This is a genomic window from Paenibacillus sp. FSL P4-0081, assembly GCF_000758565.1.
Taxonomy (GTDB): Bacteria; Bacillota; Bacilli; order Paenibacillales; family Paenibacillaceae; genus Paenibacillus_AQ; species Paenibacillus_AQ phytohabitans.
The window spans coordinates 4,781,721-4,801,998 of the sequence record NZ_CP009280.1 but is presented as its reverse complement, the minus strand read 5'-3'; the positions used below and the strand labels follow the sequence as shown (position 1 = coordinate 4,801,998).

Annotated in this window: 19 protein-coding genes and 3 pseudogenes; 12 read left to right on the top strand and 10 right to left on the bottom strand. The window is 47.7% G+C overall.

The window, feature by feature from the left end; genetic code table 11:
* The first annotated feature begins 122 nt into the window (after positions 1 to 122).
* The 3 genes from P40081_RS20395 to P40081_RS20385 all read left to right on the top strand — a co-directional run bounded on the left by P40081_RS20395 (position 123) and on the right by P40081_RS20385 (position 3,335).
* Entirely contained in the window at positions 123 to 1,475 is a 1,353-nt protein-coding gene (locus P40081_RS20395) for an ABC transporter substrate-binding protein (RefSeq protein WP_042141276.1), read from the top strand.
* Between the two features lie 83 nt (positions 1,476 to 1,558).
* Positions 1,559 to 2,497, top strand: coding sequence for a carbohydrate ABC transporter permease (locus P40081_RS20390; protein ID WP_039294669.1), 939 nt, complete (start codon positions 1,559 to 1,561; stop codon positions 2,495 to 2,497).
* Between the two features lie 7 nt (positions 2,498 to 2,504).
* The gene (locus tag P40081_RS20385; protein WP_042141275.1) at positions 2,505 to 3,335 is read left to right on the top strand and encodes a carbohydrate ABC transporter permease; all 831 of its coding nucleotides are present in this window, start codon (positions 2,505 to 2,507) and stop codon (positions 3,333 to 3,335) included.
* A gap of 347 nt (positions 3,336 to 3,682) precedes the next feature.
* Here P40081_RS20385 and P40081_RS20380 read toward each other — a convergent pair whose 3' ends face one another.
* Together P40081_RS20380 and P40081_RS20375 are read right to left on the bottom strand one after the other, a co-directional pair.
* On the bottom strand, positions 3,683 to 4,036 hold the full coding sequence (locus P40081_RS20380; protein WP_042138030.1) for a cupin domain-containing protein: 354 nt from the start codon (positions 4,034 to 4,036) through the stop codon (positions 3,683 to 3,685).
* Positions 4,033 to 4,998, bottom strand: coding sequence for an AraC family transcriptional regulator (locus P40081_RS20375; RefSeq protein WP_042138029.1), 966 nt, complete (start codon positions 4,996 to 4,998; stop codon positions 4,033 to 4,035). Before P40081_RS20375 ends, P40081_RS20380 begins: the two co-directional genes overlap by 4 nt.
* A 175-nt stretch (positions 4,999 to 5,173) precedes the next feature.
* Between P40081_RS20375 and P40081_RS20370 the strand changes: the two genes are divergently transcribed.
* Positions 5,174 to 7,291, top strand: coding sequence for a glycoside hydrolase family 52 protein (locus P40081_RS20370; RefSeq protein ID WP_042138027.1), 2,118 nt, complete (start codon positions 5,174 to 5,176; stop codon positions 7,289 to 7,291).
* Between the two features lie 144 nt (positions 7,292 to 7,435).
* Positions 7,436 to 7,841, top strand: a pseudogene (locus tag P40081_RS20365) (VOC family protein).
* 135 nt (positions 7,842 to 7,976) lie between these two features.
* Here P40081_RS20365 and P40081_RS20360 read toward each other — a convergent pair.
* Positions 7,977 to 8,582 (bottom strand): TetR/AcrR family transcriptional regulator, encoded by a 606-nt coding sequence (locus P40081_RS20360; protein ID WP_042138025.1) that lies wholly within the window; start codon positions 8,580 to 8,582, stop codon positions 7,977 to 7,979.
* A 252-nt stretch (positions 8,583 to 8,834) separates the two neighbouring features.
* Between P40081_RS20360 and P40081_RS20355 the strand changes: the two genes are divergently transcribed.
* The 4 genes and pseudogenes from P40081_RS20355 to P40081_RS20330 all read left to right on the top strand — a co-directional run.
* On the top strand, positions 8,835 to 9,614 hold the full coding sequence (locus P40081_RS20355; RefSeq protein WP_042138023.1) for a nuclear transport factor 2 family protein: 780 nt from the start codon (positions 8,835 to 8,837) through the stop codon (positions 9,612 to 9,614).
* Positions 9,615 to 9,630: 16 nt separating this feature from the next.
* On the top strand, positions 9,631 to 10,812 hold the full coding sequence (locus P40081_RS20350) for a YhgE/Pip domain-containing protein (protein ID WP_042138021.1): 1,182 nt from the start codon (positions 9,631 to 9,633) through the stop codon (positions 10,810 to 10,812).
* A 338-nt stretch (positions 10,813 to 11,150) separates the two neighbouring features.
* Positions 11,151 to 12,561: pseudogene (locus tag P40081_RS40090) on the top strand (IS1182 family transposase).
* 189 nt (positions 12,562 to 12,750) lie between these two features.
* A pseudogene (locus P40081_RS20330) lies at positions 12,751 to 13,047 on the top strand (TetR/AcrR family transcriptional regulator); the annotation flags it as partial.
* Between the two features lie 169 nt (positions 13,048 to 13,216).
* Here P40081_RS20330 and P40081_RS20325 read toward each other — a convergent pair.
* From P40081_RS20325 to P40081_RS20305, 5 genes are read right to left on the bottom strand one after another with little or no spacing between them, the layout of a single operon-like run.
* Positions 13,217 to 13,513, bottom strand: a complete 297-nt coding sequence (locus P40081_RS20325; protein ID WP_042138017.1) for a spore coat protein — start codon at positions 13,511 to 13,513, stop codon at positions 13,217 to 13,219.
* Between the two features lie 11 nt (positions 13,514 to 13,524).
* The gene (locus tag P40081_RS20320) at positions 13,525 to 13,725 is read right to left on the bottom strand and encodes a hypothetical protein (RefSeq protein ID WP_042138015.1); all 201 of its coding nucleotides are present in this window, start codon (positions 13,723 to 13,725) and stop codon (positions 13,525 to 13,527) included.
* 31 nt (positions 13,726 to 13,756) lie between these two features.
* The gene (locus P40081_RS20315; RefSeq protein WP_042138013.1) at positions 13,757 to 14,893 is read right to left on the bottom strand and encodes a zinc-dependent alcohol dehydrogenase; all 1,137 of its coding nucleotides are present in this window, start codon (positions 14,891 to 14,893) and stop codon (positions 13,757 to 13,759) included.
* Positions 14,890 to 15,276, bottom strand: coding sequence for a spore coat protein (locus tag P40081_RS20310; RefSeq protein WP_042138011.1), 387 nt, complete (start codon positions 15,274 to 15,276; stop codon positions 14,890 to 14,892). The genes P40081_RS20315 and P40081_RS20310 overlap by 4 nt, the downstream gene beginning before the upstream one ends.
* Positions 15,277 to 15,288: 12 nt before the next feature.
* The gene (locus tag P40081_RS20305; RefSeq protein ID WP_042138009.1) at positions 15,289 to 15,531 is read right to left on the bottom strand and encodes a hypothetical protein; all 243 of its coding nucleotides are present in this window, start codon (positions 15,529 to 15,531) and stop codon (positions 15,289 to 15,291) included.
* A gap of 290 nt (positions 15,532 to 15,821) precedes the next feature.
* On the opposite strand from P40081_RS20305, the gene P40081_RS20300 reads away from it, so the two are divergent.
* The 3 genes from P40081_RS20300 to P40081_RS39800 all read left to right on the top strand — a co-directional run bounded on the left by P40081_RS20300 (position 15,822) and on the right by P40081_RS39800 (position 17,516).
* Entirely contained in the window at positions 15,822 to 16,907 is a 1,086-nt protein-coding gene (locus tag P40081_RS20300; protein WP_197074398.1) for an L-dopachrome tautomerase-related protein, read from the top strand.
* A 23-nt stretch (positions 16,908 to 16,930) separates the two neighbouring features.
* Positions 16,931 to 17,068, top strand: coding sequence for a restriction endonuclease (locus P40081_RS37665; RefSeq protein ID WP_418794442.1), 138 nt, complete (start codon positions 16,931 to 16,933; stop codon positions 17,066 to 17,068).
* Between the two features lie 313 nt (positions 17,069 to 17,381).
* Positions 17,382 to 17,516, top strand: coding sequence for a hypothetical protein (locus tag P40081_RS39800; protein ID WP_269323103.1), 135 nt, complete (start codon positions 17,382 to 17,384; stop codon positions 17,514 to 17,516).
* A gap of 816 nt (positions 17,517 to 18,332) precedes the next feature.
* Here P40081_RS39800 and P40081_RS20290 read toward each other — a convergent pair.
* Positions 18,333 to 18,803 carry a DinB family protein gene (locus P40081_RS20290; RefSeq protein WP_042138005.1) on the bottom strand — a complete coding sequence of 157 codons (471 nt, stop codon included), beginning with the start codon at positions 18,801 to 18,803 and terminating at the stop codon, positions 18,333 to 18,335.
* Between the two features lie 315 nt (positions 18,804 to 19,118).
* Positions 19,119 to 20,225 (bottom strand): glycoside hydrolase family 88 protein, encoded by a 1,107-nt coding sequence (locus tag P40081_RS20285; RefSeq protein ID WP_042138003.1) that lies wholly within the window; start codon positions 20,223 to 20,225, stop codon positions 19,119 to 19,121.
* Between the last annotated feature and the right edge of the window lie 53 nt (positions 20,226 to 20,278).

Below are 20,278 nucleotides of genomic sequence, written 5' to 3'. Positions count from 1 at the left end.
TTCATTCTAACCGTGAAGGCTGAATGCTATTCTTGGAGCATAAGGAAACGCTTACGGACGATGATGCGCACATCGGGCCGGCAGTTTCCGGGCTGTATACCCAAGGGGAGGTTACTAAAGATATGAAGAACACCATTACGAAATTATCCGTCATGCTGCTCGCAGCAACCACTGTACTTACCGCATGCGGCGGAAATAACAATAACAATGCCAGTGGCGGCAACGCAGCGGCAACCGGGGCTCCGGCAGGAAATACTGCAGCTACTGATGCTGCGAAGAAGGATGTCAGCTTCACCATCGGTTATGCGTCGGGTGACCCGGCGACCAAGAAAGCCATTGCTGATACCGTTAAGAAATTCATGGAAGCGAATCCTAACGTCACCATCAAAGACCTAAGTGAAACCTCATCGGCTGCTTATCTGGATTGGCTGAAGACGAAGGATGCGGTTGGAGAATTCCCGGATCTGGTGGAAATGCGTGACACCCAGGTATTCGCGGATGCGGGCAAAATTGTCGAGCTTCCAGCCGATCTGCTGGAGCTGTTCGAATCGCCACCGCAGGTGGACGGCAAAGTATGGAACGCTCCCATGCAGGTCAATGCACCGCAAGGGATCATTTACAGCAAAAAAGCTTACGCTGACGCCGGGATCACCGAGCTTCCCCAAACCTATGACGAGTTCATTGCCATCCAGGAAAAATTGAAAGCTACAGGTATCTCCCCGCTGGTAGTAGGCGGCAAGGATATTTTCCATATGGGCTTCTGGGTCAATAAATTCTTGATCGACGATGTCTACAGCAAAGACCCGGACTGGAACTCCAAACGTACGGCCAAGACCGTCAGCTTCGCAGATCCTGATGTAGTCCAGGGCATGACTGATTTCAAAGAGCTGTTCAAGAACTATGTGGACAAAGGCTGGCTGAGCACCGCAGATAATCAGACCGCGTCGATCCTTGTATCCGGCAAAGCTGCACAGCTGTATTCCGGCACCTGGATGTTTACCCAGATTGCTGAAGCTGATCCAGGCTTCGAATTCGGCTTCTACGCGATCCCGGACCGCCAAGGTAAAGTGAATGTCATCGGTCTGCCGTCACCGGCCGGCTGGTCGTTATCCGTTGATGCGGCCAAGGATGCCGACAAAACGGCAGCGATCAAAGACTTTATCCGCTTCTTCTTTGCACCGGAGCAATACTCGGTCTACCTGGCTTCGATCAATGCCATTCCTTCCACCAAAGAGAAAGTTACCTATGAGACAAGTGAGCAAATGCAGGTTGCACTGGATCTTATTGCCGACACGAGTGTCACCAAGTCACTGGCCATCAATAACTGGTGGGGCGATAACCTGATTCCTCCGCAATTCCGCAACTGGTACTATAAGCTGCTCCAGGATATGGTGGTGAACGATGCCGACGTAACTGAATATATGAAGAAGGCCGATACCGAATATGACAATCAGGTCAAAGCCAATTCGCTGTAAATAAAAGCGCCGGAAGGGAACCTCTGCTCCGGCAGAGGTTCCTCTTATCTAGACAAGCGCGTCCCAGGGAGGGGAGAGGAACCATGGCTACATCCATCGTTAATACAGACAAGTCTTTCATAGCCGCAGAGAAGCCGGGCAAGAAAAAGAAAAAATGGCAGTCCTACGCGCTGTTGTTCATCCTGCCGTCATTCCTTTTATACACACTGTTTGTCATAGTCCCTACAGCAGGCAGCGTCTACCTAAGCTTCACATCGTGGGACGGGATCAGCAGCGATATCCGGTATATCGGATTCGCCAATTTCGTCGAGATCTTCCAGAGTCCGCGGGTGCAGAACGCCTTGAAGAACACTTTGGTTATGACAATTACGCTAGTACTGCTTGAGAACATTGCTGCAATCGCCATGGCCTTAATGGTCGACAAGGTACGCTGGTTCCGCAATTTATTCAGAAGCATCTTCTATTTCCCGACCCTGCTCAGCGGGATCGTCATGGGCTTTGTCTGGGCAATGATTCTGAATTACAACTTCGGCGTGTTTAATCAGATCCTGACCTCCGTCGGTTTGGGCGACTATATCGTCGACTGGCTGGGCAATCCGAAATACGCTATGCTGTCGATTATCCTGTCAACGGTCTGGAAAGGCGCGGGCTATTATATGATCATCTATCTGGCCGGACTGCAGGGCATTCCGCAGGAGCTTAATGAAGCGGCCAGCATTGACGGCGCAGGAGGCTGGCAGCAGTTCCGGCATATTACGTTCCCTCTGCTTGCGGGTTCGATGACTGTGTGCATGGTGCTTTCCATGATCAGCGCACTGAAGATATTTGACCAGATTGCCGTAATGACCGACGGCGGCCCGGGCTTTGAGACAGAGACATTAACTTATATTATCTACAAAGTAGGCTTCGGGGAGCTGAGACAAGGGTTCGGCACGGCGCTGGCTATGGTCCTGTTCCTGATTATTCTGATCATTACGGTCATTCAGGTTAAATTCCTACAGAAACGGGAGGTGCAGCTCTAAGATGACGATGCAGACTAAGCGGAGAATCACTGAAATTGTCCTGTTTGTCATAACGCTCCTGGTAGCGGTTATCTTTTTCTTCCCGATTTTCTTTAATCTGATGTCCGCGTTCAAAAGCAACGCCGAGATTATGCGCGATGCGGTTGCTTTTCCGAAGACACTGTATTTAGACAGCTTCAAATATCTGCTTACGGAGACCGAGTTTCCGCGTGCGATCCTTAACAGTCTTATTCTGACCGTAGTGGCGATTGTCGCCCAGGTGCTGATTATTCCGATGGCAGGTTACGCGATTGAACGCAGAAATGCCCGCTGGACGCGGCTGGTCTTCATCTATTTCCTGGCCGGCATGATGATTCCGTTCCAGGCGTATATGATTCCGCTGTTCAAAGAGCTCAGAATACTCGGCCTGTACGGCAGTCTGGCGGGACCTATCATGATTTATGTCGCCGGTGCCGTAGGCTTCGGATGCCTGCTCTATACCAGCTTCGTCAAGGGTATTCCACGGGAGATTGAAGAAGCGGCAGAGATTGACGGGTGCTCCCGCTACGGGATTTTCTGGAGAATCGTCTTCCCGCTGCTCGGACCGGTTACGGCAAGTATGGTGGTGCTGAACGGTCTGGGGATCTGGAATGACTTCCTGATGCCGATGCTGGTGCTGCCTTCCGGCCAGGCCAAGACGATGGTAGTAGAAATCTACCGGTATATCGGGGAATTCTCCTCGCGCTGGGATATGATTTTTGCCGGAACCGCCATGTCGGTGGTGCCTGTGCTAATCGTGTTTATCTTCCTGCAGAAGTATTTCGTTAAGGGAATTGCGTCAGGGGCCACCAAAGGGTAAGAGGTGTGTGTTCTCCTGGGGTAAAATAAAGAAACTCCGTGGGCCATTGTTAATGGTTTGCGGAGTTTTTGTGTATAGGGATTATATCTGGGGGAGTCCGCCCCCGGTGATTCGTGAGTCACTGATTCGGTGATTGGTGATGCGCTGGTTGCTAATTCGCTGGTTCGTGCTTCATGCGCCCTCCATGCGCCTTCTCGGTGACCTTGCATCTGAAGCAGACTGAGATTAACGGAATCTCAGTCCTTATCACCGCCAGTTGGAGACTAATGCAGACCCGTCAAGTTCATGGTGACGACATACGCAGTTGATGAGTTCAGCCTTGAATCATCTTTAATGTGAAATTGTGTTCATACCGGTGTCATATAGGTGGCAGGATTCAGCGAATCACCTTCAATAATAATCGCAGTCAATCCCGAATCCGTCCGTGTCTCATGCCATTCATCCTGCGCCCAGAAGACAGCCTGGCCTGCCTGGACAGCCGTGAATTCCTCTTCCTCGCCCCGGACATATCCTTCCCCGCTCATAACCAGCAGCAGCTGCGGACATGCCGCCTGATGATAACCGATCACTCCCTGCGGGCCCAAATATACGCAGCCGATATGCGTTTTTCCATCCGTCTGGATAATCCGGGATAAAATGAAGTCGGAGCTGAAGGCTGAGATTGGCTTGCCGGTGTCCTGGTTGAAATGGTATATCTTCATTCTGTGCCTCCCTGCGTATTAGCGGATAACGCTTTGCCGTCTGTCTTCCCCGGTTCCTCCGTAAGCTGGCGGTAGCCCATGGGGGGCAGGCCGGTCCAGCGCTTGAACTGCTTGCTGAAATGGGAGACATCACGGTAGCCGAGCCGGTAGGCGATACTCTCCACTGACAGGCTGTTATCCAGCAGCAGCAGCTTGGCATGGCGGATAATCAGGTCAGAGAGATACTGCCTCGGCGGCAATCCGTAGATTTGCCGGAAGGCGCGGTTGCAGTGATTCGGGCTGTAGCCAAGCCTTGCGGCGATGTCTTCAATGCTTCCGGCCCGGCTGCCGGTTGCCGCAGCGGTGAATACGGATTCCTGCAGCAGTCCTTCGATGGCATTCGCCAGGGCAACGGTTTTCTCCGTAACACCGGGCAGTGTGCTCCGGGCAGGGGAGGGCAATGCAGCCAGCACCCAGCTGCTGAGTGCGGTGAACAGCTGCAGCGAAGCATTGAGCGTCACCAGCCGGCCCCGCTGGGCATCGCTGGCATCAGGGAGGATCGTCGAGCTGATAATTGCATCGAGCGAAGAACGGATCGCCTGCAGCTCCGGAGTGTCGCCGCTTAGGCTGACGGTGTCCATCGTCATCAGGGAACGGCGCAGAACCAGATCATCAATGTCGAAATGCAGGCAATAATAGGTCATTTCATCCTCTGAAACCGTACCCAGGCTGGAATGCAGGACACTTGGGCGGATGAACAGAATGTCGCCGCTGTGCTGGATGTAAGACTGCCCGCCTACGTTCATTTGCTGCGAACCCTGCAGGACGATATTGATCTCGAACATCGGATGGGTGTGGGCCGGATATTGCCACTCCCTGTTCACCTTGCGCCAGTGGGCAGCGAATATATGAAAGGCAGCCTGTATATCCGGGGACATCCGGCCGTCCATGGAATGCTGTGTGCCGGGATCTAATACGTTCATACTCAACCTCTTTTTCACTAAAAGTTGGCTCTATTATAGCATAGGCCGCCGCGTCCGATTGATTTGTCCAAATAATTGGCGGCTTTACGCCTGTTGCATAAGCCGGGCCGGCGCTAACATAGAGCTATGAGCCCGGTACTGCCGGGCCACAGCCTGGAGGGAGTGCATTTACGATATGCCGACAAATCAGTTTTTTAATGCCCATCATTCACCGATTGGTTCATTTTCCAGCTTCACTCTGGGGTTTAAGGGAGCGTCCGGCGGTTTTGACCTGGAAGCGGGTAAGCCGCCGAGACAGAATATATATATTGGCCTGGAACGCAAGGATGGCCGCGGCTTCGATACCTTGCCTTTCCATGAGCAGGGCAGTGACGATGAGAGTAAGCGCTATGACATCGAGAACCCTGATCCGAACCCGGATAAACCGCAGATTCTTTATCATTACGCGGACGAAGAGATCACCCGCGATTTCCGGCTGGCTACGGACAGCTGGCAGGCCGGGGATCTGACCTTCCGTATTCTCTCCCCGGTCCGGCCGGTTCCGGACCCGGAAACAGCTGCAGATGCGGAGCTCAAGGAAGTGCTGCTGCCTGCGGTATTGGTAGAGCTGGAGGTTGACAATACTTCGGGCGATTCTGTCCGCCGGGCCTTCTTCGGCTTCCAGGGGAATGATCCGTATAACGCTTTGAGACGCTTTGAGGGCAGCCAGGCAGAGCTGACCGGTGTCGGCCAGGGGCGGTTCCTGGCGATAGCAGCGGAACAGGGGAGTGTCAAGTCCGCTATGCATTTCACCATGGAGGATATTCTGACAACGGAGCTGGAGGAGAACTGGACCTTCGGACTGGGCCAGGTTGGAGCTCTGGTTATGGATGTGCCCGCAGGAGAGCGCAAGGTCTACCGGTTCGCAGTCTGCTTCCACCGGTCCGGCTATGTAACCTCGGGAATGGATGCCGGTTATTACTATAACCGCTATTACAGTAATGTAGAGGCGGTAGCGGAATATGCGCTGTCCCATTTCGATCAGCTGAAGCAGCAGGCAGTGCAGGCTAACTCCATGCTGGAAGGAACAGGGCTCAGCGAAGACCAGACATTTATGCTGGCACATGCCATCCGCAGTTATTATGGCTCAACCGAGCTGCTGGAGTACAAAGCCCAGCCGTTCTGGGTCGTGAACGAAGGCGAATACCGGATGATGAACACATTCGATCTTACGGTGGATCAGCTATTCTATGAGCTGAAGATGAATCCGTGGACCGTACGCAATGAGCTGGATATGTTCGTGGACCGGTACAGCTATGTGGATACTGTCCGTTTCCCGGGAGACGTGGCCGAATATCCGGGCGGGCTCAGCTTCACCCATGATATGGGGGTAGCCAATGCCGTCTCGCGTCCAGGGTATTCCTCATATGAGCTGTACGGCATCGACGGTTGCTTCTCGCATATGACCCATGAGCAGCTGGTGAACTGGATTCTTACTGCGGCGGTATATCTGGAGCATACAGGTGACCTCAGCTGGATGGAACGCAACCTTACAGTACTGGAGAGCTGCCTGCAGAGTATGCTGAACCGGGATCATCCGGACCCGGCGAAACGAAACGGTGTGATGGCCCTCGACAGCTCGCGGACAATGGGCGGCGCGGAGATTACTACGTACGACAGTCTGGATGTGTCACTGGGCCAGGCGCGCAACAATATTTACCTTGCGGGTAAATGCTGGGCAGCGTATTTGGCGATGGAGAAGATCTTCCGCGATAACGGCAATACGGAGCTGTCACAGACTGCCGGCAGACAGGCAGAGCTCTGCGCAGCAACCATTGTGGGCAGTGTTACCGAGGGCGGCTATATCCCGGCGGTAATCGGAGAAGGCAATGACTCGAAGATTATTCCGGCGATTGAAGGCCTCGTGTTCCCTTACTTCACCGGCTGCAAGGAAGCTTTGGAGCGCGGGGGGCGGTTCGGCGAATACATCGCGGCGCTAGACACGCATCTGCAGGCCGTGCTAGTTGAAGGGGTGTGCCTGTTCGAAGACGGCGGCTGGAAAATCTCCTCCACCAGCAATAACAGCTGGCTGAGCAAGATTTATCTGTGCCAGTTCATCGCCAGACAAATTCTTGGTCTGGAGTGGGAGGACAAAGGCCATGCAGCCGATTCGGCACATGTAACCTGGCTTACGCATCCGCAGCTCTCGATCTGGAGCTGGAGCGACCAGATTATCTCCGGCGAGATTACCGGCAGCAAATATTATCCGCGCGGAGTGACGGCGGTCTTGTGGCTGGAGGAGCAGCGGGTGTAATCGTATTGGAGCCTGAATCATTCCGGAATAAGATTCGTGAGGAAGCCCGAAAAATTTTAGAACGCTACTGACATAAGGCTGTCAGTAGCGTTGTTTTATTATCGGGTATGTAAACATAAAGGAGTATAGGAAGGAGGGTATTTTGTGAATTTTGCTTCTGTACGCATCATTACCGACGATGTGAATCGTCTCGCCGAGTTCTATGAAAAAGTCCTGTGTGTTTCGGCGGTGCACCCCGCGCCTGTTTTTGCCGAACTCGTTATGCCGGCATGTACCCTGGCAATCGGCCACTCCCAAACGGCGCAGCTATTCGGCGCGGGTTCCGTAGTGGCAGCGAGCAATCACACTGTCATCATCGAGTTCCGCGTCGACGATGTCGAAGCCGAATACGCACGCTTGAAGCCAATTGTCTATGATTGGGTAAAAGAACCGACCACGATGCCGTGGGGAAAACCGTTCTATGCTGTTCCGTGATCCCGACGGCAACCTGGTAAACCTCTTCGAGCCGGTGACCGAGGAAGCGATTAAACGGTTTAGCGGCAGGCATTGATTAATCATGTCAGCCGAAACGCAGATAGGCTTTGAGCGATTTGGCCTCTCAGTATCATTGGTCCACCACTGGCTCTCCGGTACAAAGTCGTTAAAAGAAGGGTCATCGATTGTCGCCGAGCAGAGCAACTTTACTTTATTCCTCGAAGGCGATGCCGGCAGCTTTTAAATGTCCATAGGCAACGAGTCTGCTGAACTGAGAAGCAACTTCACCCGCAGGAATAGACAGATCGTTTTTAACCCACCAAATGATAATCCCCATGAAAGACGATACAAGGTATTCGAACAGCAAATCCTTGGACAGCACTAAAGAGAAATTTGCCGCTGTCGGATTCCACCCCTCATTTAGTTTATCTTTAATGATTTTCTCCATTTTTGCGCGGAACGGATAGATTCTATTCTCTTCAATTAGCATGGCGTAGTAAAAAGAGGTGTTATGCGAAATGTGTTCCAGTATAGTTTGCATGATTGTCTCGAGTACAGAAATATTGTAAGGATTCATGCTGATTGGACAAAGAATGACTGCATTTTTTAATTCGCCCAATAACTCATCCATATAGGTATTTAATAAGTCAGGTTTATTTTCGTAATGGAGATAAAAGGTGTTTCGATTGATCATAGCCCGATCGGCAATATCCTGGATTGTTATTGCTTCATATCCCTTTTCTTGAATAAGCGCAATAAACGCCATTCGAATCGATTGTTTAGTGCGCAGTATTCTTAGATCGGTTTTCTTGTTCATTATTTTCGCTCTCCTATATTAAATTAGAGTCGTTAAGCGACAAAGTGATATGAATTGTATGTTATCCCTCAAAACAAAAAATATTGAATATTGAACGTAAAGTTCATCTTAATTATAATGAGCGAAGGATAAATAAACAACATAACGTTCATTATTTATCTAATGCCTATAAACTCGTGATTGAAAGAGGTGAATACCATTTATTGTTAGGCCTAGTAAGGTAACTGTTGAGATAATAAGGAGGATATTCTAATGACATTAAACAATCAAAATGAGTTAGTTCTAAAGGCTAAAGCAGTGCTGGAAAGTTTAGAGAGCGGTAATCCCAAGGCGATTACGAATTACATTCATCCGGATCAATATGTTCAGCACAACCTTGCCTTATCCAATGGCCGTGCAGCCATGCTTGGTGCACTTGATCATTTAAAGGAGATAGGTACAAAGGTGAGCATTAAGCGCATTTTAGCCGATGGAGATTATGTTGCCCTTCATTCCGAATATGATTTTTTTGGACCTAAAATTGGCTTTGATATTTTCCGTTTTGAGAATGGACTGATCGTTGAACATTGGGACAATCTGCAAGATCGGGTGGAAAAGACACCAAGTCATCATACGATGATTGACGGACCGGTCATGATTAAGGATATCGACAAGACTGATGCGAACAAAGTAGTTGTCAAAAGCTATGTCGAGAATATATTGCTTGGGAAGAACCCGGACCTGCTTACCTCTTACTTTGCCGGAGATCAATACATTCAGCATAGTCCACATGTTGCAGATGGCCTTTCCGGCCTCGGTGCTGCATTGCAGGGTCTTAAGGAGAAGAATATTGAGTTTCAATATACTCAGGTTCATCAGGTTATCGGACAAGGCGATTTTGTGCTTACGGCGAGTGAAGGTCTATTTGATGGTGAACCTACTGCTTTCTACGATTTGTTCCGTGTTGAGGACGGGAAAATCGCCGAGCATTGGGACGTAATCGAGGCCATATTGCCTGTGGAAAAACGAAAGAATTCGAACAGTAGATTTTGAGATTAGATGAAAACAAATGAGCTTATTAAAAAACAAACTAATAGTTACATTACCCATTATCGTTATTGCAGTCATCTTCATTTTTAGTCTGGCTATGATTCCTAGCATCAATCCTGCTCCACATAACTTGCCCATTGCCATTGTGAATGAGGATCAAGGCTTAACGGCTCCAAAAGTAAATATAGGCGAGACGATAGTGTCTGATATTCAGTCAGAAATCTTGGCAAATTCGGATGGAAATTCGGCGATCAAATGGATCGAAGTTGGTAGTGAAGTGGAAGCGAAGTCAGGACTCGATAACCAAGACTATTACGCTGCATTGGTGATTCCCAAGGATTTCAGCGAGAGGCAGGCATCGCTTATGACGCTGGACCCTTCTTCACCCCGGATGCAGATGTATATCAACCAAGGTATGAATGCATCGGCATCTAGTGTGGCAGGGCAAATGCTAAACCACGCGGTTGATGCTATAAATAAGAAGCTGTGTGCTGAGCTATTAGAAGCTATTGATCAGAAGGGCGCTATGCTCTCGACAAAACAAGCCGCTGCTTTAGCTTCGCCAATCGTTAGCGAAATCATCAATGTGAATGCAACCGGTACGCATAGTGCAAACGGGAATTCACCGGTTTTGATGTTACAACCTTTGTGGATGGCCTGTCTAATCGGAAACGTAATTTTCTTGCTTGTCAAAAATAAACAAAATTACGTCAATCGTAATGATCGGCTTTGGGCGAATATAGTCCAATTCCTTTGGGGAGCAATCATTGCTTTGGCAGCTGGCTTTAGCTTCACTTGGTTTGCTGGAAGATGGGGCGTACACACTCCTCATTTCACGGATACCGCTTTATTCTTGGCAATTGCTTATTTAGCATTTTTCCTCATGATAGCTGCTGTTTTCTCCTGGATTGGGTTAAAAGGCATGATTATTTTTGTGCTGTTGCTGTTCTTCGGTGCTCCACTCCTTAGTTCCGCGCCAGAGTTATTATCTCTGTTTTACCGTGATTGGATACTGTCATGGCTGCCGATGCGCTTCATGGTTGATGGGCTACGAGAGTTGTTGTTCTTTGGACAAGGCCTGAGTATGAATCATCCGACATTCGTCTTAATCTGGATCGCATTTGGCAGCCTGTTGGTCTTACTTTCATCTACCTTTAAGGGTTCACGAAAACCAGAGCAGAAGAAAGAGGCGCCGCGATAAATGCGGCCTACTCATAACCGATGAAAGGGGCTGTCCCAAAAGCCAAGATATGGCTGGGACGCCCATTGTTTTTAGAGTCGGATAGACGGTTGCGCTAGGTGAGGACGCTGCGCGAACGGACCGTTGTTCCAATCGCTGTGCTCTCCAGATTTTTTTCATTTCCCTTAGCGGTGAAAATCCGGAGACCAAGGCGACCGCTACCGCTTTTCCACAATCAGTCCGTCCTCTCCGCTGTTTAAGCGGGAAATATACGACAATCCTTCTAAAAATCATAAAAAAAGAAACCTTTCTTTGGTAAAATGGAAGTGCGACCAACCATTTCAAAGGAGAGGTTTCTTTTGTATATTCAATATACCATGGACCAACTTTGTTTGCCAATGGATCTGGAAGAAGACATTCCGGAACATCACCTCGATCGCGCTCGTTAACACAGCCGTCAATCGACTGGACGACTCCATCTTTGACGATGCCTATCCTGGTGGCGGCCGTGACAGCTACCACCCTAAAATGCTCACCAAAGTCATTATCTTCACTTACACTCAGCGAATAGTTTCGTCTCGCCAAATCGCCAAAGCGGTACGGGAGAACATTCCCTTCATGTGGCTGGCCGGACGGCAGCGACCCGACTTTCGCACTCTTAATCGCTTCCGTTCCCAGCGGATGAGAAATGTCCTCGAAACGGTATTTACCGCCGTGCTTCAGTTTCTGGCTGACAAAAAATATGTGTCTCTGGGGCATTATTTTGTGGACGGCAAGTGGCAGAGCACCAAGAAGAACAGGAGTTCCAGGGAAAGGACCTCACCGAGCTCGGTGAATCTTACGAGATGAATTGTGAGAAGCTGGAAACCCTGACCCGGGGGCTGGAGTCTAAGCTCCTGGACAAACCCAAAGATAAACCCCTGAAAAAAGCCGTTCGGAAGCTTCGGAAGGATTTACTGCCCCGATTACTAAAGTACGAACACTACCAAAAGCTGCTAGGGGACCGGAACAGTTTCAGCAAGACCGACCCGGATGCGACTTTCATGCGGATACAAATCGGAATGGAAAACCAATTTATTTTAGTCTACAGTCTACACCCGAGACCGACGGACACCCGTTGTTTACAGCCACATATGGAAAAGGCGCGGCAGATCCTGGGAACTTCCCAGAACGGTGATTGCGGATGCAGGCTACGGCAGTGAAGAAAACTACGCCTACCTGGAAAAGGAAGAGATTCAGGCGGTCGTAAAATACGGCAGCTACCACAAAGAAAAGAGCAAAGCTTGGAAAGAGAATGTCGGAAAGATTGAGAACTGGACGTACGACGAAGCCGAAGACAGGTGGACCTGTCCCACCGGACGCATGCTGCATTTTCGCAAAGAAAGTATGGAACTCTTAGAGAGTGGATATGAAATTCGGAAACGTCATTACCGAAGCCAAAGCTGCGAAGGCTGCGAAGGCTGTCCGTTGAAGGAACGCTGCACCAAGGCTGCAGGAAATCGGGAAGTGGTTGTCAGTCTGGAGAGGCTGCGGTACCAGAAGCAGGCTCGGGACATCCTGCGAAGCGAGGAAGGCTATGCTCTGGCTGTACGCCGAATGACGGAACCGGAAAGTGTATTTGGACAACTGAAGAATAACCGGGGCTTCCGGCGCTTTTGGCGATGCGGCATGGAAAAAGTGACGCTTGAGGTCGGTTGGCTTTCGCTTGCGCACATTCTATTGAAGCAAGCTGCAAATGACCAAAAACAAAGAGCAACAATTCTCCAGTGACGGGAGAATTGTTGCTCTTTTGAACGGTTTTGAAAATGAGAAGGATTTGCCTCTACTCGTAGAAAAACTACTTTTGGGACAGTCCCTTAAAGCGATATTCCGCGTTGAGGCCTCTAAGCAACGTTCTTCTGGAACTCAGCCATGAAGAACACTCCCGTCAAGAAACTCACGGCTATAGATGTCGGAAATCTGTCAGTTGCCCTGAACAATCGGAATAAAAACTTACAAGCTTTTTTTGAATCCGGAATGGAGCAACAGATTTTCAACAGATTGAATGCCGTATTGTTTATGGTTCAAGATGACGCTGTGCTGCGGCGCTTTATCGAGCCATCATTTTCGATTCAGTATGATATCACCTTGAAACAAGCAATTATGGATTACCACCACATGAAGCAGTATCAATTGCTAAAACCCGAATACCTGAAGATGATACACAACTCCAATATGGAGGGGGAAATCGTTCATATTTTGCAAACCATCTCATAAGGGACATTGAGTATATTAAAATCACAAATTGATTGGCAACATAAGAATACCAATAGAGAAGGGTAGACGAGAGAACAGAGATTCACAGAGTCTAATGTCTTCGGCTTAAATCAAAAAACGCGCCTGAACCATAGTGGTTTTGCGCGTTTTGTCGGGGACGAATACGGTGTCAGGACGGAATGTTCATAGCGGTCTGAATATTATTCAGATCGAGTTGAATTTGCTCTGGAATATGGTAAGGATGGTAAAGGTTCCGCTCTATCATGTAGATTGATATTTTTTCATAGGAGTCTATGGCTTCGTCGAGCTGTTTCATCAAAATTTGCTTGATTTCTGGGGTGGCACATTCGGTCACGGCCATAGCGTAGTTTCTGACCCCGCTCTTTGCGTTCATCAGAAAATCCATTGCGATCACGTCGTCGGTTAACGTATGAAGCCCTGTCATGTGTTCTAAGATTGGGTTCATGCTATCATCTCCTATAGGTTCACTTTAGACAGAACTCCACCGAGCTCCTGAAGCTGCTGCTGTGATAATTGCACATCTTGCTGCAAAATTTGTAAGAGCTCCGGGTCGGTTACCAGAGCTTGCATAGTTTTGGATTTGGTCAAGCAAACGGTCTTGAACGCAGCTATCTCATGAACCTCCAGCATCTCATGCAAAGCATAATTGGAATTCATTTGGACTGTCCTCCCATATATCTCTCCATATTCAAGGCTTTAAGACGACTTTGATGCAATCGTCCATTTTCGTATCGAACACTTCATAGCCGCGCTTGGCCTCGCTGAGCGGAATGACGTGCGTAACAATGTCTCCAGGGTCAACTTTGCCCGAAGTAACCAACTCGTACATATACGGCATGTAGTGAATGACCGGAGCTTGTCCGGAACGGATATTCACGTTGCGCTGCATGATATCGCCGAGCGGGAATCCGTTATAGCGCCCACCGTATACTCCAGTGACTTGGATGGTTCCGCCTTTGCGGACAGCCTGAGATGCAATGATAAATGCGCTCATAGTGCCGCCCTGCAGTTTCAAACCGCTGGCTAGAAATTCGAGATCGCTCATCTTGCCGTCCATTCCTACAGCATCAATTACGACATCGGCGCCGCCTTTGGTCATTTCCTTGAGAGTGTTGCCGATATTCTTATCCTGTTCGAAGTTTACGATTTCCACATTGTTCGTTCGCTTCGCATGCTGTAAGCGATAATCGACATAGTCGACGGCAATGACCCGCTTTGCTCCTTTCAGCCAGCAGAATTTCTGGGCCAGAAGTCCAACCGGACCGCAGCCAAGCACGATGACTGTATCTCCATTTTTTACGCCGGCATTATCTACGCTCCAGAACGCCGTCGTCATGGCATCAGCGATCAAGCTTAGCTTCTCGTCCGGTTGTTCGCAGCTTTCGGGAATTTTGAAGTGGGTAAAATTTGCAAACGGAACCCGTAAATATTCGGCTTGCCCTCCAGGGTATCCGCCGGTCGTTCCGGAGTAGCCAAAATATGCGCCCATATCCCCGTGTTCATTTGAGTTGTCACATTGGCTTTCAAGATGATTTTTGCAAAAAAAGCATTCTCCGCACGCGATGTTGAACGGGATAATCACACGATCGCCCTTCTTAACCTTTGTCACGCCGGGGCCTACTTCTTCTACGATCCCCATCGGTTCATGCCCGATGACATAGTTCTCCTGAAGGTTAGGGATCATCCCGTGAATAAGGTGAAGGTCAGAACCGCAAATAGCGGTACTGGTGATCTTTACGATCATATCGTCCGGTTTCTCAATCTTCGGATCCGGTACCTCTTTGACCACGACATTTTTAATCCCTTGGTACGTTACAGCCTTCATGCTCTATGTCCTCCAATATGTTCATCTGGGGTACGGTCAAACATCCCTTTACGTGACGTATCATCCGGGAACAAATTCATCTGCCCGATCATCACCGTGTTATTCGCTGAAAGTTGGTCTAATTGGTACTGTTCGTTAAGCTCGTAAGGATGGAACCATTTTTTACGAATCATGAGCTCTGTAATTTCCTGGTGCATTGCAATCCCCTGCTTAAGATGATTGTGCAGCAGCGCTCTTACATCCGGAGAAGCCGCTTCCGTTAGGGCGATGGACATATTTCGTACACCTTCCTTGGCACGAAGAAGGAAGTCCATTGCAAAAGTCATGTCTGCCATTTCCGGCATATTTAGTGAATTAATCGGGTCTAAATAATCCGCATTCATTGGCGTTCCCCTTTAATGTGTGATAGGTGTCGGGCTATTCGGAACAGGCGCTTGGAAAGGAGCTCTTGCATAGATTGTTTGCAGCTCGGAGATCTGTTGTATGGATTGAATTACGTCTTTCTGCATTAACGCTTTCAGCTCTTGGTCAAAGACCAAGCCTTGCATAAGTTTTGACTTAGCGAGGCAGAGCGTTTTAAAGTTTAAGGCTTCATGAAGTTCCATCGATTCGTGCGGCGCTAGTGTTGGCGTATTCATTGAGATAAGATCACCTCCTTATTCTTCAACGTTAGATTTTCCGATGCATCGGATTTTATACTAAAATTGATTGCCGGAAATCCATATTGCAGCAGCAAACTCATCGCACGCTCGCTTCCTTCAGACAGCAAAGTAAAAACACTTTGTCAACTTATTCGCACGTGATATTCAAATCCGAAGCTTTGGGGAATTCCGTGAAAATATTTAATTATCCAGGCACTTGAACCACATTCAGTCATATAAATAGGTGATAGCAGCTCGAACCTGTGGAGGAGGATTTTATACAAGTGATGTTACCAAGTGAAAATTATTTCGGTAAGTTTGAGGCGGTATTTTTATTTTACGGAGCCATGCCTACAGGCGTTGCTGTTTCTGAAACCGGGCGTATTTTCATTTGCTTTCCGAAATGGGGGGACGACGTTAAATTTACGGTGGCTGAAATCGTTTGTGATACATTACAGCCTTATCCTAGTTTAGACGCTAATGTAGTAAGCCCATTCGATATCTCGACGTCTTTCATTAGTGTCCAAAGTGTCGTTGCTGATGGAAATGGTACGCTTTGGGTTTTGGATACAGGAGCTCCTAATTTCTCAGAACCCATCAAAGGGGGAGCAAAGTTAGTCGCTGTAGATTTAAACTCAAATACCATAAGAAGTGTATATACATTTACGGAAGATGTTGTCCTGCCGACCACTTATCTGAATGATGTCCGATTTGATTTTCGTGTAGGTAAAGCAGGTTATGCTTATATAACGGATTCGTCTTCCCGAGGACCAGGTGCTATTATTGTCGTTGATTTAGAAACCGGTTATGCCTGGAGACGGTTAAACGGAGCAATTTCAACTTCGCCCGATCTCTGTCTCTTACCAAAAGTTGAAGGTGAAATCCTGATGAATCGAAACAAAGACGGATCTACCTCACCCTTTAGATTGGCATCCGATGGCATAGCGATTTCCCCGGACGGCAAGATGTTGTATTTTTGTCCTCTCTCCAGTCGTCAGCTGTACTCGATTTCAACGGAAGCCCTAAGAGACCGAACGATACCGGATACGATTCTACAGTACTACGTGAAGTATTGGGGAGAAAAAGGTGCTTCAGATGGAATGATCACCGATGCAAAAGGAAACGTTTACGCTGGAGACTATGAAAACAATAGTATTCGAAAGATATTTCTGAATGGAATAATGGAAACCATCGCACATGATCCGAGAATTTTATGGCCGGATACTTTTTCTATTGGTCCAGATCAATACTTATATTTCATCGTGAACCAATTAAATCGACAGGCAAGATTTCATTATGGAAATGACCTGCGGCAGAAGCCTTATAGTTTACTCCGTATGAAAATAGACGAACTACCTGCTCCTACCATTTAGTAAATATTTCTGACATTGACAAGGTGGAAGGTGTTCAATTTGAGAAATACTTAGGTCATCTATTCCGGGCGCAAAGGTATAAGGCTGAAGTAACCAAAGCTGCTGGAGATTATGGGGTGGATCTCATTATTCAGAAGGATAACAACATCGAAGTGGTATAACAGAGGACTAACCCTTTGCCAGGTACTTTGAAATCCCTAGATTTGATGTGTTATTTATCAAGAGAAAATAGGCTATGATATGAGACGGAAGTCGCATGCTATAGCCTGTTTTTTTCAAAAGCATGACGATCCCGGTGATACCCATCAGATATATGTATAATTCAAAATCAGGAATTTTGATCATACTGTATCCTTTTCCTGACTAATCAAATTGTTTATATAAGGAACTCATTCATAATTTGAACTCATTCAAATTGAAATATTCTGAAGCAGAGTCTGGAAGTCATTAGAAAGAAGAACAGGGGCAAGTGGAATGGGGGAATTATTAAGTATTGCCCAGCGTCTGGTGAAAAAAGCACAAAGATTGACGCAATTAAAGAAGAGCGACATTCGTTGTTTTGAAGCAAGAACAAATCAAGGATTTAATAAATCATACCGATGTTTATGACACTCAGGTCTACCATCAGCAACTTAAACGTCTGGAAGCCATTACAGACCGGTGTATCTCTTCCATACTCAAACGACGACTCTTTGAAGAATGATACGGTTAAGAACTAAAAAGGAAAGGGCTTTTGTCTGATGCTACCAACACTTTAATTTCAAAGACCGATTTGATCCACGGTTGACGCAAACTATGCAATAAAAAAAGGTACAAACCTCATGATCTGTACCCGTATGAAAATGAAAATATAAAAGCAAAGAACAAAATAATAATGGCAACGGGAATTAAACTTAACACAACCCAAAATTTAGCCTGCTCACTTCTAACGCCTGTAAACCACTTGTAATAGATAAAAAGAAGAATTATTACGGTTGGAAAGAAATACAAAGATTGAAAAATATTAAACCAGTATGTATTTATATCCCAATATGCATCTGGTACAGGATGAATATTCTTATAATCTCTATCAATTTTGTTTCTGGTTATGATAAAGAAATAGGAAATAACAGAATAATAAGCCGCTAGGGTCGCCTTTATCCACCATATTAAAAACTTATTGAAAACTATTACTAAAAAGATAATTGCTAGAAATAGAAACAAACCTATGTATTTTTCTAAAATAAAAATCACCTCCAAACTATTTTATCTAATTAATGTATTTGTTTCCACTAAATTTTAATTTTTGGTTGTTGCGCCGTACGAAGATGCAGGGACAGAGAGGGGATGCAGCCCTTCTCTCCCAAAGGCAGAGTAGACGCAAAATGCGTAGTAACTAAAAAAAGAAAAGGCGTATCACCTTAATGATTACACCTGTGAGATAGATTAATCCCAAACACGTACTCTTGGAATGTTTGCCGTTCTTAAGTAATCCAGCAATTGGCCGGTATGGACTGATTCATGATATGCGACTCTTAGCAACATGTCACCCAAACTTCTTATATAACCTGAATCAGAACGATCAATTTTAATGCTTGTTAAATCTTCTTCAGAAAATAACTTAATAGATTCTAAGAAGTGATTTCTAAATGGTTCTGCAAATTTCAATTCCGCATTGACGGTAGAAAAAGGTTGTTTTTCGAAAGGAGAATCAAATACCTCCAGACTGCCTCGATTATGGATAGCGAGATGATAATAATATTCACTTTCTAGAACATGCCTAATCATCTCTATACAAGTCATTGCTTCGTTATCCGGTTTCCATATTAGTTTTTCTTGAGGAATAGATGTCCAAACTTTAATACTTCTTCTTCGTACTTCATTGAAATTTAAAATAATTAAATCAATTGAGTTCACTAATTTAGTCTCCTTTAGTTGGTGTTTAAATAATTATATACGAATGAATGTTCGAATAAAAGAAAGCAATTTTGTTTAAACATTACGTCACAGTTCGAGATTACTGGAGCGTGGACGCATACGGCACAGTAATGGTGCTAATTTATCGGAGCGTATTGGACGCAGCAGTTAAAGCTGAGTTAACCTCCGAAAGAATTGCGTGAAGTCCAATTGCCAGACAGAGTGAGCAGGTTGTTCTGCTGCGCATCCTAAACAACAAACAACGGGTCCCCCAGCATGCGGGGGCCCGCTGTTTGTTGTTATCCAATACGCAGACTAGAAAATACGGTGCTTCCAGCCGTTCAGCTTGGCGACGGCTTCGACATAGTAATAGTCGCCGTAGATCAGCGATACATCGATGAAGGAGTCGCCGCTGCCTGTACCATGCAGCAGAATCGCTTCATGCTCCGGCTGGTCCCAGGTGGCATAGTTCTCGGTCAGTGAACGCAGAATCCGCTCCGCGGCATTTGCGTAGAGGCTTTTCTCGCCTAGCGGCACGATGGCAGCCAGCTCCAGCAAGCCTGAGGCAGCGATCGATGCGGCGGAGCTGTCTCGGAACATCCGCTTGTCGTCTGCCAGCCGGAAGTCCCAGTACGGCACATGATCCTCCGGAAGGGCGGAGATGAAATAATGGGCAATCCGCTTCGCGGTATTCAGGAAACGTTCATCCCCGGTGTGGCGGTAAGTATTAATGAATCCGTACAGTCCCCAGGCTGCTCCCCGGCTCCAGCAGGATTCTGCGGAATAGCCCTGGCCGCCGAAATTCTCGATATATGCGCCAGTCTCGGCATCGAAGGAGAGGATATGCTTGGTCGATCCATCCTCACGCACACCATACTGCATCGCAGTCTCCGCGTGGCTGACCGCAATATGTCTATAGCGCGGATCGCCAGTCACCTTGCTTGCCCAGAACAGCAGGGAGATGTTCAGCATGCAGTCAATGATCACCCAGCCGTGTTTGTCCTCATTCCAGGCGCGGATGAACCTGCCAACCGGATTATAGCGTGCGGCCAGGAAGTTAGCGGCCTCAAGGCCCCGGCGCAGGCCATCCTCGTCCCCGGTCAGAACGTTCTTGATTACGGCTGTAGGCAGGAACTGAAAACCAACATCATGATGCAGCTCCACGGTCGGCTTAACGAACCATTGCTCCAGCGTCTCATCCCAGTGCCAGGCCGCATTCTTATAGTGGTCCTTGCCGGTCATATCATGCATAATCCAGAGCATCCCCGGCCAGAAGCCGGTCGTCCACCAGTCGGAGGCGATATCATCGAACTTACCGTCTTCTCCGGCGAAATGCGGACATTTTCCGCCGATCTGCTCTATCATCCGCGTAACCTTCGTATCCAGCCGGTTCATAACTTCCTGCCAATATGCTGTACTCATCACTGATGCCTCCATTAATTAGAATATGGCCTCAGTATAGCGTCCTATGATTA